Here is a 16660-nt window from a genome sequence, read left to right as displayed (position 1 = left end):
ATGCAGCTTGTTCCTTTTCACATCATTCTACACTCAATTTTACTTACCAGTACATTTTCTAAAGTTATTTATAAGCCCAATTCAATAAATCCGACATACTACTTGGTGGTCAGCGCGGGCTTAATCTCCTTCACGATTGCCTCGAGCATTTTCAGGTTGAAGTCCACGCCCAGCTGGTTCGGGATGGTCAGCAGCACGGTGTCCGCCGCCTGAACCGCTTCATCACGGGCAAGTTCTTCGGCAATATCCGCCGGGTCACCAATGTAGCTACGACCAAAGCGAGAGAAGCTGTTGTCGATAATACCGGTATAATCCTGCGAGTCCTCCGCGGCGCGGCGACCAAAGTAGCGTGCCGAGATTTCATCAATAATGGGCAGCACCGAGCGAGACACCGAAACACGCGGAACACCCGAATTACCCGCCTTCACCCACTCGGAGCGGAAGAGGCGAATCTGCTGCGCCTGCTGCTGATCGAAAGGAATGCCCTTATCCTCCAGCATCAGGGTTGAAGACATGAGGTTCAGACCCTTCTGCGCGGTCCACACGGCAGTGCTATCAGTGCCTGCACCCCACCAGATGCGGTCACGCAGCCCCGGCGACTGCGGCTGGACGGGGGCGTACTTACCCGCCACGCGAGCACTGGGCGCCATGCCCTCACCCTCAATTGCCTTGAGGAAAATATCAAGGTGGCGGCGCGCCATGTCGCTCTCGTTTTCACCTTCTGCCGGGTAGTAGCCGAAGCTCTCAAAACCGCGGATGACGGATTCGGGCGAACCTCGGGAGACACCCAGCTGCAATCGGCCCGCCGCAATGAGGTCTGCTGTAGCGGCAAGTTCCGCCATGTAGAGCGGGTTTTCGTAGCGCATATCAATGACGCCGGTGCCGAGCTCAATGCATTCGGTCTTGGCCGCGATTGCAGAGAGTAGCGGGTAGGGAGTTGCCTGCTGTTGGTCGAAGTGGTGCACGCGGAAGAACGCGCCGTCCAGTCCGATATCTTCGCCACCTACGGCGAGGTCGATTGCCTGGTGCAGTGATTCTGCGGCGGAGGGTACACGGGAGCCGGGGACCTCAGCCCAGTGGCCGAAGGAGAGGAAGCCGAGCTTCTTCTCGTCGCCGCGCTTAGGTTCGAGGTGGCTGATGCGAATGGATTCGTCGAGCTGCGGGTCGAGTTGCGGAGTGCCGGGGTTGTTCATAGTTTTTCCTTTGTGGGTTGCGCTCGGGCTTACGTAGTACCGGGCTGGTGGTTTAAATTTAAACCCCAATACTTTACAAGTCAAGTACTTATTGCGGAGTATTACGCACAGAGCACCGCTCCCCTTCACCGCACGTATCACCCACCCCAAACCCAAAAAAGGGACACAGAAAAGCCCAGCAGCACGAACACATCGCACCACCGGGCCCTTCCTAATCAACATCTAAAACTGCAACTATAACGACAGAAACAAACTGCCCTAGGAACACTTCGCCAACGGAACCCACAGCTCCATACGGTAATCAGCCGCCTGCATATCGCCGCGACCGTACACCTCAAGACCACCCACCGGGCGGTACTGCGGATTCTTCGCGAAGAACGCCTCCTCAAAGCTGGCAAAACCAGCCGGAATGGACTCCGAAATCGGGCCGGTCACCTCAACCACCGCATAGGTACTCGCAGGCAACTCCAACACGCCCAGACCAAGCTTCACCGCGCTTGCCGGCTCCGACACCAGGAAGCCCGCAGTGTAGCGGACCTGCCCCTTCGGGTTCGGCTGAGTGCACACACCCAGGTACTGGGTCACATTCAGAACATCCAGCATCGCCGGGGACGCCTTCTGATTCAGCTCATCCCACAGCGAGGAGAAGTCGCCATCCAGGGGGAACACCTGCGAAACCCCGGCAACAACCAGCGCCGGGTGCTCCTCAATGCGAGGTTCAGAAATCTGAATCGCACCGCCCTTAGCGAATGCCATTAGGCATTCACCTCAGCTGATTCACGGTCCACCGAGCACTCGGGCACACAGTGGCGCTTCGCGTCATCAGCTGCGCACTCGGGGCAGAGCAGAACCAGCTCGCGGCAGGAGTCATTGGAGCAGTTCTCGAACTTATTAGATGGAGCGCCGCACTGTTCGCACTTGCCGATGGTGACGGTGTCCGGGGTGAACTCCATGTGCATACGCTTGTCGAAGACGTAGAGCGAGCCTTCCCAGAGTTCCTTATCGCCGTACTTCTCGCCGTAACGCACGATGCCGCCGTCAATCTGGTAGATCTCCTTGAAGCCGCGGTTCTTCATGAGCGCGGAGAGAATCTCGCAGCGAATACCACCGGTGCAGTAGGTGACGACCGGCTTGTCCTTAATGTGGTCGTACTTGCCGGACTCGATCTCGCGGATGAAGTCGTGGGTGGTGCGCACGTCGGGAACGATAGCGTTCTTGAACTTGCCGATCTTCGCCTCGAACGCGTTACGGCCGTCGAAGAAGACCACGTCGTCGCCGCGCTCTTCAACAAGCTTGTTAACCTCTTCAGGCTTCAGGTGCACGCCGCCGCCAACGACACCGTTCTCGTCCACCTGCAGCTCGTCGGGAGCACCGAAAGCCACAATCTCATCACGTGCCTTCACGGACAGGCGGGGGAAGTCTTCCGCGCCACCCTCGGACCATTTGAACTCCATGTTCTTGAAGCCGGGGTACTTACGGGTTTCCTTGGTGTACGCCTTGACCGCGTTGATTTCGCCGCCGAGGGTGCCGTTAATACCGTGCTTGGAAATGAGGATGCGCCCGCGCAGGCCGAGCTTCTCGCAGAGGGCACGCTGCCAGAGCATGACCGCCTGTGGGTCGGCGATGGGGGCGAACTGGTAATACAGAATAATCTTATTTTGAGCCACGAAACTATTTTATCGTCATATACGCCTAAAGCATGCAGATTTTTTGATACATGCGCGCTGGCTACGGGGTCGGCAACACAAAAGCGGTACCGGGGCGGGGTTCGGGCTCAGAGTTAGGCTCGGGGTCGGGGCAGGAGCCGAGCGGATTCAGCGCCAGATTCCGAGCCGTCGTTCAGGGCAGTGCATGACCAGAGGCAGGTCGGGGTGTAGCCGGCCGCTCTACAATGGAACCCATGCCGCACAGCACCCCTTCGCAGAACACCAACCAGCACCCCGAACAGCAGCCCACGCACCAGCCCGAGCAGGGGCATGCGGCGCGCCCAAAAACGCTCCGTTACCGTGAGCTGCCCACGAGTGCACAGCAGGTGCTGGCGCCCCTCCTGCCGGAGGCGGAACACACCGGAACCCTGCCCGAGCAGGTAACCCATATTCACACTATCGCCGCTAGGGAGGCGAGCTACGCACCGTGGCCGCAGTGGTTGCATCCGCGTGTGGTGGAGACTTTTGAATCACTCGGCATTGCCGAGCCCTACGCCCACCAGGTGCAGGCAGCGAACGCTGCCCATGCCGGTCTCGATGCGGCGCTGGCGGCGAGTGCGGCGCGATACGGCTGGCAGGCGGGGCGCATCGAAGCTGAGCGTATTGAGGGGTCGGCGAAGGCTCCGCACGCCGAAGACGCAAAAAGTGCAGGCAGCGGCGGACACGTGATTGTGGCGACGGGTACCGCCTCGGGCAAGACCCTGAGCTACCTGATGCCCACTCTGGACGCTATTTATCGCGCATCGTACGGTGAGCCGGTGAGCTCAACTTCCTCGTATTCTGGGGTGGAAAACCTTAATAATAGAGCGAATATTCTCTATATTTCGCCGGCGAAGGCACTCTCCGCCGACCAGCTCACCGCCCTCACTTCCTACAACCTACCCGGACTCCACGCGGCAAGCTACGACGGGGACACCCCCATCGGCGAACGCCGCTGGATCCGCGAACACGCCAACTTCATTCTCACCACCCCGGACATGCTCAACTACTCAATTCTGAGCAATCACCGGCAGTGGGCGTCCTTCCTGCGCGGACTGCGTTACGTGGTGCTTGACGAGGCGCACAGCTACCGCGGCGTTTTTGGTGCGCATATCGCCAACCTACTGCGCCGCCTGCGCCGCGTCTGCGCACTCTACCGCACCGTACCCGTGTTCTACGGCGCCTCCGCAACCAGTTCCAACCCGGTCGAGTCTTTCTCCAAGCTCATTGGCGTGCCACAGCAGGCGGTCACAGCCATTACCGAGTCCACCTCCGCACGCGGTAAAACCACCGTCGCGCTCTGGGAGCCTGAATTCATGCCACCCAAGGCGCACGATCAGCTCGCCAAGGATGCCCGCAGCACCCAGCAGCAGGCGGTCCAGTCGAAGGCCGAGCAGGAGGCGCCGCGCCGTGTCTCCCCCGTGGAGCAGGGCGCGCAAATGCTCACCGATCTGGTGCTTTCCCGCACCCGTTCCCTGGTTTTCGCCGGTTCGCGCCGCAGTGTAGAAAACCTCTCACAGAAGACCCAACGCTACCTCGACGAGGTGGAGGCGGGCCTCGCCCACCGCGTCGCTGCATACCGCGCCGGATACCCCCCCGAAGAGCGCCGCGAACTCGAACGCAAACTCCGCAACGGCGAACTGCTCGGCTTGGCCAGCACCTCCGCACTGGAGCTGGGCATTGACATCTCCGGACTGGACGCTGTACTCGTGGCGGGCTGGCCGGGCACCCGCGCCTCCTTCATGCAGCGCGTGGGCCGCGCGGGTCGAAGCGGTCAGGACGCGCTCGCCGTGCTCATTGCCGACGACAACCCGCTCGACACCTACCTGGTGCACCACCCGGAGGCAATTTTCGGGCAGGAGGTTGAGGCAACCGTTTTCGATCCGACGAACCCGTACGTGCTCTCCCCGCAACTGTGCGCCGCCGCGCAGGAAGCACCCATCCGCGCCGAAGAGCTGTCCCTCTTCGGGCCGCACACCGCCGCCCTGCTTGATCGACTGGTACAGCAGGGGTACCTGCGTCGCCGCCCGGACGGCTGGTACTGGACGCACGCCGAATCAGCCGCTGACCTGGTCGATATCCGCGGCACCGGCGGCGGACCCTACCAGCTCATCGACACCGAAGACGGCACCATGGTTGGCACCATGGACGCCGCACACGCCATGAGTCAGGGGCACCCGGGCGCAATCTACATTCACCAAAGCGCGCAATACGTGGTCGAGTCCCTCAGCGAGGGCGAGCGCGTGATTCTGCTCAGCCGCGTCTACCCGGACTACTACACGCGCGCCATTGAGAGCACCGAGGTGCGTATTCTGGCAGAGCGTGCGCGGGTTAGTTACGGTACGCAAAATGTTGGGAAAGCGGTTCCCGGCGAACCTGCTCCCGGTGATCCCACTCCTGGAGAGCATATTCCCAAAATCTCTATCCCCGAGATTGACACGCAGCAGCTCGCCCCGCTCACCATGCACCGCGGGCAGGTTCAGGTCACCGACCAGGTCACCGGCTACCGGCGATTCTCCGTCTACGGCGGCGAATACCTGGGTGAAGAGGCGCAACCCATGCCACCGGAAGTACTCATGACCGAGGCGGTCTGGTTCACCTTCGAGCCCAGCTACCTGTTCGGCGCGGGCGTGACCGAAGAGGACGGTCCCGGCACCCTGCACGCCGCCGAGCACGCCGCCATCGGACTGCTGCCGCTTATCGCCACCAGCGACCGCTGGGACTTGGGCGGACTCTCCACGCTGCTTCACGTGGACACCGGCAGGCCCACCATTTTCGTTTACGATGCCGCACCCGGCGGCGCGGGCATTAGCGAGCGCGGCTTCAACGCGGTTGCGCAGTGGCTGAGCGCAACCCTCGAAGCGATTGAAAGCTGCGGATGCGAAAACGGCTGTCCTTCCTGCGTGCACTCGCCCAAATGCGGCAACCGCAACGAGCCGCTCAGCAAGCACGGCGCACGGGCGCTACTTACGGCGATGCTGCAGAGCATTGTGGAGGCGTAGGTTACTGCAGGAGGCGTAGGCGTACTGGGATGACAACTACCGATGAGCGTAAATAGCCTAGTCGGCTATGCTTTCTGGCGCAGGCGGGTTTTCTGACTCGGGAGGTTCGGGGGCTGAGTTCTGCTCAGCTTCCAGCTCTTCCTCCAGATCGGCAACCTCCGCAGAACTCAGCTCCTCCGTGCTCCCCGTCGCGTGTTCTTCTTCGGGGCGTCCTTCTTCGATGTACTCAGCCCCGGCGCGGGCACGCACCCTCGCCGGACCCAGCGTGCCCATGGGGCCTGCAACCGGGACGGCGACCGTCACCTCCACCGTTTCGGGGCGATCCGGAAAAGTGCAGGATTCCAACTGCGCGCCGTAGCGTTCGGCAAGATTTGCAGCAACCGCACACGGGTCCCTCTCAGTGAGCCCGCGGTAGGCGTCCGCCGCCGCAAGCGCACTCAAATCAGCGGCTGCGGACGCCCTGCGGTTCGCGGACACCACCCCGATGAGCCCGGCAATCACCACGGTCAGAACCAGTAGCGCGGCAATAATGGTGAGGGCGAGGACGGTGCCGCTACCCTCTTCAGGGTGTTCTTCCGCAAACCGGGCAAGGACCGAGCTTTTATTCACCATCATCGCCGGTACTTTCTTCGCTGCTGGCGCCACCTTCAACGCGGGCGTGGGCGTCCGCCCGCAGTACCCAGCCGGTTGCTGACCCGATCACGCCGGGGGCGGGACGGCTCACCCGCACGTGCACTTCTCGGACTCGACCCGCATCCGTGGCGACCACACCATCAGAAGCGGCAGCATCAGGAGAAACGGAAATCTGCACCCTCTGCGCGGGGTCGACGCGACTGACGGCGGAGCGAATCTGCGCCTCGGAATCTCCGCGGGCGGCAGCTCGTGCAGCCGTTCGCGCGGACTCCTCTACCTTGATCTGCGCAACGCCCGTGGAGGCAGCACCCAGGCAGAGGGCGAGCACCACCGTCACGGCGGGTAGGGCGACCGCAAATTCGGCGGTAATCACGCCCTCCTCTGCGGGGCTCTTACGCGGGGTCGAGGGTGCCGGTTCCGCCCCGGCTTTCCCCGCGGAGCAGGTGCGCCACAAAGCACCCAAATTCACATGATCGTTCATTCTTTATTCCTCCCTTCTGACTTGATTTTCCAAAGAACCTAGCATCTAGAGCAAAACCCTACGGAGGGTTTTCTGATACCCCTAGAACAGTCCCGTATTGCCCGCAATCGACAGGGCGTTACGCACAATATCCAGGAGCATGGAACGCACCTCATCTGACTTGAGAATCAGCACCAGCAGACCCGCAAAACCGACCGCCGCAAGCATCACAATGCCGTACTCTGCTGTGGAGGCACCTTCCTCAGGATCCCCCGTCGGGGCGTACTCTTTGAGCACTTTGTCGCCGCTCCCAGCGGGTACATGTTCGGCGCAGCCGGGCGCGTGCTCACCCAGACTGCGGCAGGTGGCGCCACATTCGTCCAGGGTGCAGCCCTCGGCGAGCGCGCGGGCAATAGTCAGCGCCTGCTCGGGGTTCAGGTTGTTCGTGTTCATATCAATCTCCATTTCGTGAGGGTCAATCTTAGGGCCGGTGTGGTTCAGCTCAGCATCGCTAAAAAGCTCAGGGCATTCTTCGCGCAGCTGCTTCATGGTGGTTGCGATGGCAATGGACAGCGGTACGGGACCCAGAATGGTCTGCGTTTCTGCATCGGGTACGGCGGGCTGAATTTCAGACGGAGCGCCGACCGGAGTATTTACCGGAGCGCCGACAGTGTGCAGGTCGTGGCGGATTGCTTCGCAGAGGGTGTTCGTCATTGGTTTTCCTTTCGTTACGCCCTGAATATTCGGGGCGGGGCGGGTGCTCATCCGCGTTGACGGCAGATGGGCGAGGGTCTAAACTTTTGGGCATTTCAGCTAGCCAACAGCGCTTATACGCATGGTTCTTTAGCCGGTCAGCGTGGGCAGTAGCGAAATGAGGATGGGCACAATGCCCAAGCAAATAAAGGCGGGCAGCGAACACAGCCCGAGGGGCACCACGAGCGCTACTGAGAGCTTTCCAGCGGCGCGTTCTGCCGCACGGCGCTCGCTGAGGCGGTGCGCATCAGCAAGGGAGAGCAGCAGCGCCGTGCTGGGTGCACCACCCGTGTAGGCGGGGGCAAGCGCATCCCGCAGCTCGCCGAAGGTTCCCGCGGCGGAGCCTGACCAGGCACTCCCCCAGCCGCTGCCCATCTGTAGGCGCTGACAGACCGTGTGCAGAGGTCGACTATTGAGTGCCTCGGCAAGGGTGCCCAGGGCGGCAAGCGGCGCAAGCCCAGCTCGCAACTGCGCGGCAAGTAGCTCCAGCACGAGAGCGGTATCAATGGGCACGGCACCGGCTGGTGAGGCAAGCTTTTCCGTCTCAGATTCAGCATTCGCTGTCCGCACACTCTCCACCTCCGCCCGATGCACCAGCGCGGCGGTCCAGCGGCGCCCGGCGAAGGCGAGCCCCAGCCCGAGCAAACCGGTGAGCACCCCGAGAATGGAGCCGGTCAGCACGCCCACGGGGTCACTTCCCATGAGCACACCCAATCCCAGGCCGAGCAACGGTAGCCAGGAGAGGATCCTGCCGGTGGCACGCGGCGCGGCGAGAGCGCTCTGTCGCCCCAGGAGCGCATCAATGCGTTCTTCGGCGTGTTCGGCGGCACGTTCCAGGCTCGTGGCGAGCGGCGCGCCGGCGCTCTCGCTCATACGCAGGCTCAGTTGCAGGTCATGCAGGCGTTCGCGGCTGTGCGGACGCATCCGAGTGTTACTTTCAAGTAGCTGCGCGCAGGCAAGGTGTGCGGGGGCACCCCAGGAGGTGACCGTGGCAAGCGTCTGCGTGAAACGGCGGATATCTTCGGCACAGCGCTTATGCTCGTAGTCTTCAAAAGAGAGACCTCGTACCCGTCGAGTCTGGGCACTTTTCCAGGCATTTTTCCGGACGGTTGTTTTCTTCGCGTGCGTTTTCCCTGCATCCGGCACCGGTTCATTCTGTCCGAACTGCGCAAACTGTCCGGAGCCCGGGTTGGCGTGCACCGCTTCCTGCAGGGGAATACCGGCGCGTAGGTTCAGGGCGAGGGTGCGTAGCATGAGCGGCCACATGCCCATTTCCTCGGCGCTGGCTGGCCCAGCTAGGCGCTCAGCCCAGCGCTCAGCCCAGCGTTCGCGAAGGCTTCCGTTACTCTTCTCGTTCTGCTTCATTGCTTCCTCCTTTCACATTTTTTGTTTCCCCTTTACGGAGTTAGTAGCCAACTTCAGAACCCACAGAAATACGCCTGACCTGCAGATACTCTTCGCTCCCCTCAGCTGCGGGGTGCAGGCTGTAGACGCCCTCGATACGGCGGCGTCCGTCCCGGTGTTCCAGGTGGATAATGCGCTCAAAAGCCGTCGCCGTATGTAGAGCGACCGTTCTACTGTCCAGTCCGGCGAGCGCACCCAGGGCGCACAAACGCAAGGGCACCGCCTGCGCGCTATTGGCGTGCAGGGTCGTTCCAGCACCGCGGTGACCAGTATTCATGGCGGTCAGCAGGTGCACCACCTCCGCACCGCGGCACTCGCCGACCACGAGCCGATCCGGGCCCATACGCAGCGCCTGCACAATCAGCTCACCCAATCCAATTTCACCGACCCCTTCGGAGTTGGCGGCACGGGTTTTGAGGGCAATAACCTGTTCATGCTGCGGCGCGAGTTCCGCGGTGTCTTCGAGCAGAATGAGGCGCTCCTGCGGCTTGCACAGCCCCAGCAGGGCGTTGAGTAAGGTGGTTTTGCCGGTACCGGTACCTCCGCTAATGAGGAATCCGCGGCGTTCGGTCATCATGCGGTGCAGGTAGGCGGCAGTCGCCTCATCGCACAGCCCACCGGCCTGTAGCTGCGCTAGGGTGGGACGCTCGCGGGCGGGTAGGCGCACGGAGAGCCGGGTGCGTTCACTCAGCGGCGGGATAATCGCATGGATGCGCCTGCCGTGCTCGTCGCTAATGTCAGCCGCCGGATGCGTGGCATCCAGCTGCCCGCCGTACCTGCGGATGAGCCGCTCAGCGAGCTCACGCACGCGCCGCTCATTGCCGAGGCTCAGCGCCACGGGGCGGGTGGTTCCGTTGATGCCCATCCAGATATCGCAAGGCGAATTCACGTAGATATCGGTGATGGTTCCGGCGCGTTGCCCCTCTTCAAGGAGCAAGTCGAGGGCGCCGAGGCCGTAGAGTTCCGTAGCGAGGTAGCGCAGCGCGGTCTGCCGGTTGACGGGCACGTATTCCACGCTGGGGTAGCTCCAGGAGACGGGGGCGGCTTGCACCGTTTTGGCGCGGAACTTTCGGGGCTTCACTACCCCCGTTCCCTCTTTGCTCGCGTTCCCCAGGTATCCGCCATCGATGGTGCAGATTGCCTCGTCCACGGCGTTTTCGAGAATCTCACTGAGGGGTTGGGGTTCTTGGAGTAATCCACCGTCCGCGGCACTCGCAGTGTTTGCGCTGCCTGCGGCAGTTCCCCCCTCTACAGGTGGGCGCTCTCCTGCATTCTCAACACCAGCACTGAGCCCGGCGCTCAAACCACCCAGAGCGATAGCGCTCATCTGCGGCGATCGCAGGATCAGCTCGCGGGCGTGCAGGGCCACGGCGCGGGCGCGATAGTCTTCGGGAATGAGCAGGGCGGGCAGCGAGTGCGCGCGGATATCCGGCGCATACATGGTTGGACTCTGCGCGGTGCGGGTCGGGTAGCCGTTAGGGTTTGCGGTGTGGCTAGCTGTGTGCTCGGCGGGATTGTTGGAGGGGTTCATGACTCTAGGAGAGCATTGCGCCCGCCTCAATTTTTAAGAGAATGAGCGTTCTGTGGATAACTTCTCATGCACCCCGAATTATCCACGATGCACGCACCTCAAACGAACAAAACGCAGGCATCCGACGCTTTTATGACAAACCGCCTGTAAATTCTGGTGTTGGACACGCACCACCCGTTCTACCGACACATCCTCGATAATGGAAGAATGTACATTCTGCTCAGTCCTGCCACCGGCGCGGGTATTACCACCCAGACCGGCTCTCCCACGCACCCGGTCACCTCGGCTATTGCCGCGGGTGCGTCTTCGCGCGGTGCTCAGCCGGTGACCTCGTGGGGTGCTTTTCATTTTTCGGCGCCGACCGCTGAGCAGTTGCAGGACCCGACCTTTATTCCGCGGATTACGCGCGCTGACAGAGTAAGCGCGGCGAATCTTCCGGCGTATGTTCGAGAGGTAGAGCGGCAGGCGGCAGATTCAGCACAGGGGCGTTTTCCCCGCTGGATTTGGGCTGATACCCGCCACGTTGACCCGCTGCTTCTGCGCCGCGGGGTGCGGGTGCATCTGTGCCATGATTTGCGTTTGGTGCAGCGAATTTTGGTGACTGCAGCTACGCATCCGAGCAGTTTTGTGGAGTACAGCCCGGTGCTGGATCTTTCTGATGTGTGTGAGGCGGTGGAATCTCAGGGGTATCTGCCGGCGGCGCGGCAGATTCAGGGTCAGGAGGAGCTGTTCGGCGTTGATCTTTTGAGTGCGCCCACTACCGACATTACCCAGTCCCCCGCAGATTCCTCCCCGGATTTCCTTGAGGCGGCGCCTCATGAGCCTTTTGCCCCGCAGTTGGCGGCGGGCCCGGTGACTCTGCTTCCGGAGCATCCGGTGGTGCGCATACTGATACGTGAGTGGCTGGCGCAGGTGCGCGCTATCAGTGCTTCGAAGCACCCAGAGCGGCTGCGTCTTTTGGCGGCAGCTGAGTCTGCCGGTGCGTTGGTGGCGGCTGAGATTGGCTATTACGGCATCCCGTTTAATGTGCAGGCACATCATGAGCACCTGTGCGAGTTGTTGGGTCCGCGCCCGGTGCCTGGGGAGCGTCCGCAGAAGATGCAGGAGTTGGCGGAGCAGATTCAGCGCATGCTGTTCATGCCGTCGTTGAACCCGGATTCGCCGCAGGATCTTTTACGTGCTCTGCAGTCTGCGGGGGTTTCGGTGAAATCTACGCGTTCGTGGGAGTTGAAGAGTTGGGCAGATGCGATTCCGACTCAGCGGGAAAAGCGTTGGGCGCTGATTGACCCGATTCTGCGCTATAAAAAGCTGTACCGCATTTGGACTGCTAACGGCTGGACGTGGGCTGATACCTGGGTTTCTGAGGGTGCGTTCCGCCCGCATCTTGAGGTGGGTGGCGCCGCGACCGGGCGCTGGGGTGCTTCCGGCGGTGGTGCGTTGCAGCTACCTGCGGAGATTCGTCAGGCGGTGCAGGCGCCGGAGGGTCAGGTACTGACTGTGACGGATGGCTCGCAGATTGAGCCGCGTATTCTGGCGGCGTTGAGCCGTGATGAGGCGCTCGCTTCAGCGGGTCGTGGCGCTGACCTGTATGCGGGTATTGCCGAGTTGGCACGTATGAAGGGTGTGGGTTTGTCGGAGCGTTCCCACGCGAAGGTGGGCATGCTGGCGATTATGTACGGCGGACGCAGCGGTGAGATTGGTGCCCTGTTACCGCATGTGGCGGAGCTTTTTCCGCAGGCGATGGAGTTTACAGAGCGCGCGGCTCGTATTGGTGAGGCGGGCGGTCAGGTGACGACTTTTTTGGGTCGTACATCCCCACCGGTGGATGAGCGTTTCCGTAAGATTGTGTCTGATCGGTCTTCACCTGCGGCTGAGTCGCGTGCAGTGTCGACTGCGCGTGCTCACGGGCGTATGACCCGCAATTTTATTGTGCAGGGTACAGCAGCTGAGTGGGCTCTGTGTTGGATGGGCGCGGTGCGTTCTCGTCTGTTGTCGGAGCGGATTTTTGGTATGCCGATGCGCACCCGCATTGTGTATTTTTTGCACGATGAGCTTTTGCTGTGCGGTCCTGAGCTGGAGGCCGATCGCGTGGAGCGTATTGTGCGTGAGGGCGCGGCGGAGGCGGCACGTCTGCTTTTCGGTCGGGTTCCAGTTGATTTTCCGGTGTCGGTGGCTCGGGTGCGCAACTATGCAGATGGTAAATAATCAGCGGTAAATAATCAGCCGCCCATAAGCGGCACCGTACAATGGCGAAAATAGGGGCGGCAGGTAGCTTCATCCAAGCTATCTGCCGCCCCTATATGCGCACTATTCTGCACCCTAATATCCGCTGGTCAGGCACTTATTCCAGTCGGTTTTTATTCCACTCGATTTTTATTCCTCATAGCCGGGTGCCGGGCGCATCTTTTTTGTATCCCAGGGCACGGTCCAGCCGAGCGAGTCGAAGATCCGGTCCAGCAGAATCGCGGTGAATCCCCACACCGTGAATTCTTCGCCGCCGGGCATGCGTACCTCGAAGGCGGGGGTGCGGTGTGAGGTGCGGCCGCGTTTGACGTAGGCGGTGTGCCGATTGGCGGGGTTGAGCAGGTCACGCACGGGCACGCGGGCGATGAGCGCGGACTCGTTGTGGTCGACGACTTCGACGGGCACGGGGCTGTTCCACCAGCCGATGACGGGGGTGACCATGAAGTTGCTGATGGGTAGTGGCAGGGTGTGCAGCTGGCCGAGGATCTGCACACCGGCGGGGTCGAGCCCGGTTTCTTCGACCGCCTCGCGCAGGGCGGCGATGTAGGCGACGGGTTCGCCGGTGGTTGCTGCGAGTACGTAGTCTTCGGGATCGATTTTACCGCCGGGGAAGGCGGGCTGACCGGCGTGTGAGCGCAGGGTTGCGGCACGCACGAGGAGCAGTACATCCAGGTCGGCGCTAACGTTCTCGGGGCAGCCTTCAAATTCGCCGGTGGAGGGCGAGTTATCGAGCACACCGAAGAGAATCAGCACGGCAGCTTCTTTGCTCAAAGGGCTGGCGGGTGCACTGCGCAGCAGGGCTTGGACGTCGAATTCCACGCCGCCCTCTGCAAGAGCCGCCAGTGCCTGCTGGGCGGGATGCTGTGCATCCTGCCCCGCCTGTTCAGGTTGTACCTCGGGTGCGCTCATCTGTGTACCTCTCTTCTGCGCGGCTGCATTCCGGTTTGGTTCAGTCGCCGTTAGGCGCTGAGCGGGTAGCCTTCTGCCATAAGTTCGCGGCGGGTTGCGCCCTGCAGGAATCGCAGGTGCAGGTCTTCTCGACCGGGTGCCATTTCGTATTTCATGAGTTTACGTGCTGCTTGTTCGTTCATCTCCCCGGCTCCATAGGACGGGCAGAGGTCGGCGACAGGGCATACGCCGCAGGCAGGCTTTTTGGCGTGGCAGATGCGGCGGCCGTGGTAGACCATGTGGTGTGAGAAAAGCGTCCAGTCTTTGCGTTCGATGAGTTCGGCGACGTCTTTTTCGACTGCTTCGGGGACGTCTGCGGTGGTGAACCCCATGCGGCGGGCGAGGCGGCCGAAGTGGGTGTCTACAGTCAGTCCGGGCACGTCAAAAGCATTTCCGAGGACGACATTCGCGGTTTTGCGGCCGACTCCGGCGAGTTCTACGAGCTCTTCGAGAGTTGAGGGCACCTGCCCGTTATAGCGTTCTACAAGCTGCTGGGATAGGGTGACGATGGAGCGGGCCTTGGCGCGGTAGAAGCCGAGGGACTGAATGTAGGGTTCGACCTCTTCGGTACGTGCGGAGGCGAGCGCGGCAGCGTCCGGATAGCGTACGAAGAGTGCACCAGTGACGGAGTTAACGCGCACGTCGGTGGTTTGTGCCGAGAGCACGGTGGCGATGAGCAGCTCGAAAGGGTTGTCGAAGTCGAGTTCTGCGACGGCGTAGGGGTAGGTTTCGCCGAGGATGCGGTTGATTTTGCGGGCACGGCGCACGGTGGCGAGGTGGCTTTCGGGTGCGCGTGCATTGAGGCGGCGGGCGGCGGCTGCGGCTTTGAATTCGGGAACGAATCGGATCTGCAGGAGCGATTCGGTATTCTCTGCCGCAGTGTTGCGTGCTGCGGTATTCTGTACGTCTGCTGCGGGCTGGGTGGCGTTCTCGGTCATAGCGCGAGGGTACCGGGTTCAGGTGCGTGGGCGGTAGCGAGGTTCACCGTACTTGGCTCGCTCACCATCATTTTTCTGGGCAGTTCGCGCCGACTATCGCTCAGCGGGCGCCTGCTGTGCCACACTGGTTTTATGTCAGATACGATTTTTGTGCTTAATGGACCGAATTTGAACCTGCTTGGGCAGCGCCGCCCCGAGGTGTACGGCTACACCACTCTGCACGATATTGAGCGTATGGTGCGTGAGCGCGCGGCGAATCATGGTTTTGACGTTGAGTTTATGCAGTCAAATTATGAGGGGGCACTGGTAGATGAGATTCAGCGTGCTCGTACTCGTGGCGCGGCGATTATTATTAACCCGGCGGCGTACACGCACACTTCGGTGGCGCTGCACGATGCGCTGGAGGCCGCTGAGCTTCCGGTGGTTGAGGTGCACCTGTCGAATGTGCATCGTCGTGAGCAGTTCCGTCATCATTCGTTCGTGTCGCCGCAGGCTACTGCGGTGATTGCCGGTGCGGGTGCGTACGGATACGTCATGGCGGTTGATTTCCTTTCACAGCACCTCGCGGAATAACAGTGCAGCATCTGGTGGAATAGCCCAGCGCGCCGCCTCCTTTCGTTAAATAGTTCAGGCTCCCGCTCCTTACTTGAGGGCGGGAGCCTGAACCTTTATCGCTATCTAGCGGCTGGTTACTTACGGCAGGATCCGGTGGAGACTGCGGCGGTGTTCTCGCCGCCTTCAGCCAGTGCCTGCTTGAGGGTGCTTGCGGTGACGGCGTAGCCGGCCTGACCGGTGGTTGCCTTACCAAAGATCACGCCGACCACGTTGCCGTTTTCGTCGAGGACGGGGCCGCCGGAGTTGCCGTGCTGCACGTCGGCTGCCAGCTGGTATACCTGGCGCATGGCGTTGGCGCGGCCGGTGTCGGCGTCGATGGTCTGGGTGTTGCCGATGCCCTGCACGGTGGCGGGTAGTGCTTTGAGCGGGCCGCCCTTGGGGTAGCCCATAAAGGTTACGAGGCTACCTGCGGTGGCGTTGTTGCCGATGCTCAGCGGTTCGAGCGGCAGCTTGGGGACGCTGATGAAGGCGATGTCCTGTTTGCTGTCCATGTAGACGACGGTGCCGGGCCAGGTGCGGCCGCGGGAGTCCTGTACTACCGGAGAGGTTACGCCGGCAACCACGTGTGCGTTGGTGACGACCAGGCCGTTATCAGCTACGAAACCGGAGCCGGTGGAGGTGTAGCCACACTGCTCGGCAGCGCCCAGAATCTCAACCACGGAGGCAGCCGCCCGATTCAGTGCCGCGGATTCTACGGTCTGGGTGGGGGCACTGGTTTCGGGAGCGATGAGCTCGCTGACTTCCGGAATGGTCCCGAAGGCGAGCACATCATTGCGTACCGTATTGATGCGGTCCTTAACAATCTCGGGGGTGGAGGCGACCATCCAGGAGAGGGTCTTGGAGTCGCTGAGCGCAGTGTTAAGCTGCGGGATGGGTACGGTGCGCATGGAGATGGTCAATACGACCATGACCAGGGCGCAGGCGGCGAGGTTCAGCACGCCGCCGAAGAAGCGTTCAATTCCCTTGAGCGGGGTGATGTCGGTGACGCGGCGGATGGTACGTCCGGCAAGGAGACCGAGCCACTGTCCGATGGTCAGGCAGATGATGAGCACACTGACGGCGGTCATGAGGCTCCACTGGGATCCCACGGATGCTACTGCGAGGGGTACGAGCCAGGCTGCAGCGCAGACGCCCAGACCCAGGCCGAGGAAGGTTCCGAGAGTGGTGAAAAATCCGCTGCGGACTCCGGCGAGGAAGTAGAGCAGCAGGATGATGGGGATAGCAATATCAAGCAGGTTGATGCCAGTCGTCATG

At 61.7% G+C, this 16660-nt stretch carries 14 protein-coding genes; 3 read left to right on the top strand and 11 right to left on the bottom strand.

The genetic code is table 11. The features are described 5' to 3' along the window. Window positions 1-98: 98 nt before the first annotated feature. The 3 genes from ACUXHH_RS01495 to trhO form a co-directional block, all read right to left on the bottom strand. Window positions 99-1193: an LLM class flavin-dependent oxidoreductase gene (locus ACUXHH_RS01495; RefSeq protein WP_458390671.1), complete on the bottom strand. Its 1095-nt coding sequence runs from the start codon at window positions 1191-1193 to the stop codon at window positions 99-101. 258 nt (window positions 1194-1451) lie between these two features. Then, window positions 1452-1949 (bottom strand): GyrI-like domain-containing protein, encoded by a 498-nt coding sequence (locus tag ACUXHH_RS01490; protein WP_279754796.1) that lies wholly within the window; start codon window positions 1947-1949, stop codon window positions 1452-1454. Then, window positions 1949-2860 (bottom strand): oxygen-dependent tRNA uridine(34) hydroxylase TrhO, encoded by a 912-nt coding sequence (trhO, locus tag ACUXHH_RS01485; RefSeq protein WP_279740835.1) that lies wholly within the window; start codon window positions 2858-2860, stop codon window positions 1949-1951. Before trhO ends, ACUXHH_RS01490 begins: the two co-directional genes overlap by 1 nt. A 224-nt stretch (window positions 2861-3084) precedes the next feature. Here trhO and ACUXHH_RS01480 point away from each other — a divergent pair, with 224 nt between their 5' ends. Continuing rightward, the gene (locus tag ACUXHH_RS01480; protein ID WP_458390670.1) at window positions 3085-5880 is read left to right on the top strand and encodes a DEAD/DEAH box helicase; all 2796 of its coding nucleotides are present in this window, start codon (window positions 3085-3087) and stop codon (window positions 5878-5880) included. Window positions 5881-5937: 57 nt separating this feature from the next. Here the strand turns inward: ACUXHH_RS01480 and ACUXHH_RS01475 are convergent, their stop codons facing one another. The 5 genes from ACUXHH_RS01475 to ACUXHH_RS01455 form a co-directional block, all read right to left on the bottom strand. Beyond that, the gene (locus tag ACUXHH_RS01475) at window positions 5938-6495 is read right to left on the bottom strand and encodes an Rv3654c family TadE-like protein (protein WP_458390669.1); all 558 of its coding nucleotides are present in this window, start codon (window positions 6493-6495) and stop codon (window positions 5938-5940) included. Then, window positions 6482-6994, bottom strand: coding sequence for a TadE family type IV pilus minor pilin (locus tag ACUXHH_RS01470; RefSeq protein ID WP_458390668.1), 513 nt, complete (start codon window positions 6992-6994; stop codon window positions 6482-6484). The genes ACUXHH_RS01475 and ACUXHH_RS01470 overlap by 14 nt, the downstream gene beginning before the upstream one ends. Window positions 6995-7075: 81 nt before the next feature. Further along, on the bottom strand, window positions 7076-7687 hold the full coding sequence (locus ACUXHH_RS01465; RefSeq protein WP_314079041.1) for a DUF4244 domain-containing protein: 612 nt from the start codon (window positions 7685-7687) through the stop codon (window positions 7076-7078). A 129-nt stretch (window positions 7688-7816) separates the two neighbouring features. Continuing rightward, entirely contained in the window at window positions 7817-9091 is a 1275-nt protein-coding gene (locus tag ACUXHH_RS01460) for a type II secretion system F family protein (protein ID WP_458390667.1), read from the bottom strand. 40 nt (window positions 9092-9131) lie between these two features. Next, window positions 9132-10661, bottom strand: coding sequence for a CpaF family protein (locus tag ACUXHH_RS01455; protein WP_458390666.1), 1530 nt, complete (start codon window positions 10659-10661; stop codon window positions 9132-9134). A gap of 207 nt (window positions 10662-10868) precedes the next feature. Between ACUXHH_RS01455 and ACUXHH_RS01450 the strand changes: the two genes are divergently transcribed. Further along, the gene (locus ACUXHH_RS01450; protein WP_458390665.1) at window positions 10869-12866 is read left to right on the top strand and encodes a bifunctional 3'-5' exonuclease/DNA polymerase; all 1998 of its coding nucleotides are present in this window, start codon (window positions 10869-10871) and stop codon (window positions 12864-12866) included. A gap of 168 nt (window positions 12867-13034) precedes the next feature. Here the strand turns inward: ACUXHH_RS01450 and ACUXHH_RS01445 are convergent, their stop codons facing one another. Beyond that, the gene (locus ACUXHH_RS01445) at window positions 13035-13814 is read right to left on the bottom strand and encodes an NUDIX hydrolase (protein ID WP_458390664.1); all 780 of its coding nucleotides are present in this window, start codon (window positions 13812-13814) and stop codon (window positions 13035-13037) included. A 50-nt stretch (window positions 13815-13864) separates the two neighbouring features. Beyond that, complete coding sequence (gene nth / locus ACUXHH_RS01440; RefSeq protein ID WP_458390663.1) at window positions 13865-14791, bottom strand: endonuclease III; 927 nt, start codon at window positions 14789-14791, stop codon at window positions 13865-13867. Window positions 14792-14923: 132 nt separating this feature from the next. Here nth and aroQ point away from each other — a divergent pair, with 132 nt between their 5' ends. Further along, complete coding sequence (gene aroQ / locus ACUXHH_RS01435) at window positions 14924-15364, top strand: type II 3-dehydroquinate dehydratase (protein WP_279740854.1); 441 nt, start codon at window positions 14924-14926, stop codon at window positions 15362-15364. A gap of 116 nt (window positions 15365-15480) precedes the next feature. Here the strand turns inward: aroQ and ACUXHH_RS01430 are convergent, their stop codons facing one another. Beyond that, window positions 15481-16659 carry a MarP family serine protease gene (locus tag ACUXHH_RS01430; protein WP_458390662.1) on the bottom strand — a complete coding sequence of 393 codons (1179 nt, stop codon included), beginning with the start codon at window positions 16657-16659 and terminating at the stop codon, window positions 15481-15483. Between the last annotated feature and the right edge of the window lies 1 nt (window position 16660).

Source organism: Rothia sp. 110740021-2 (genome assembly GCF_054263775.1).
This window is presented reverse-complemented; position numbering and strand designations above follow the sequence as displayed.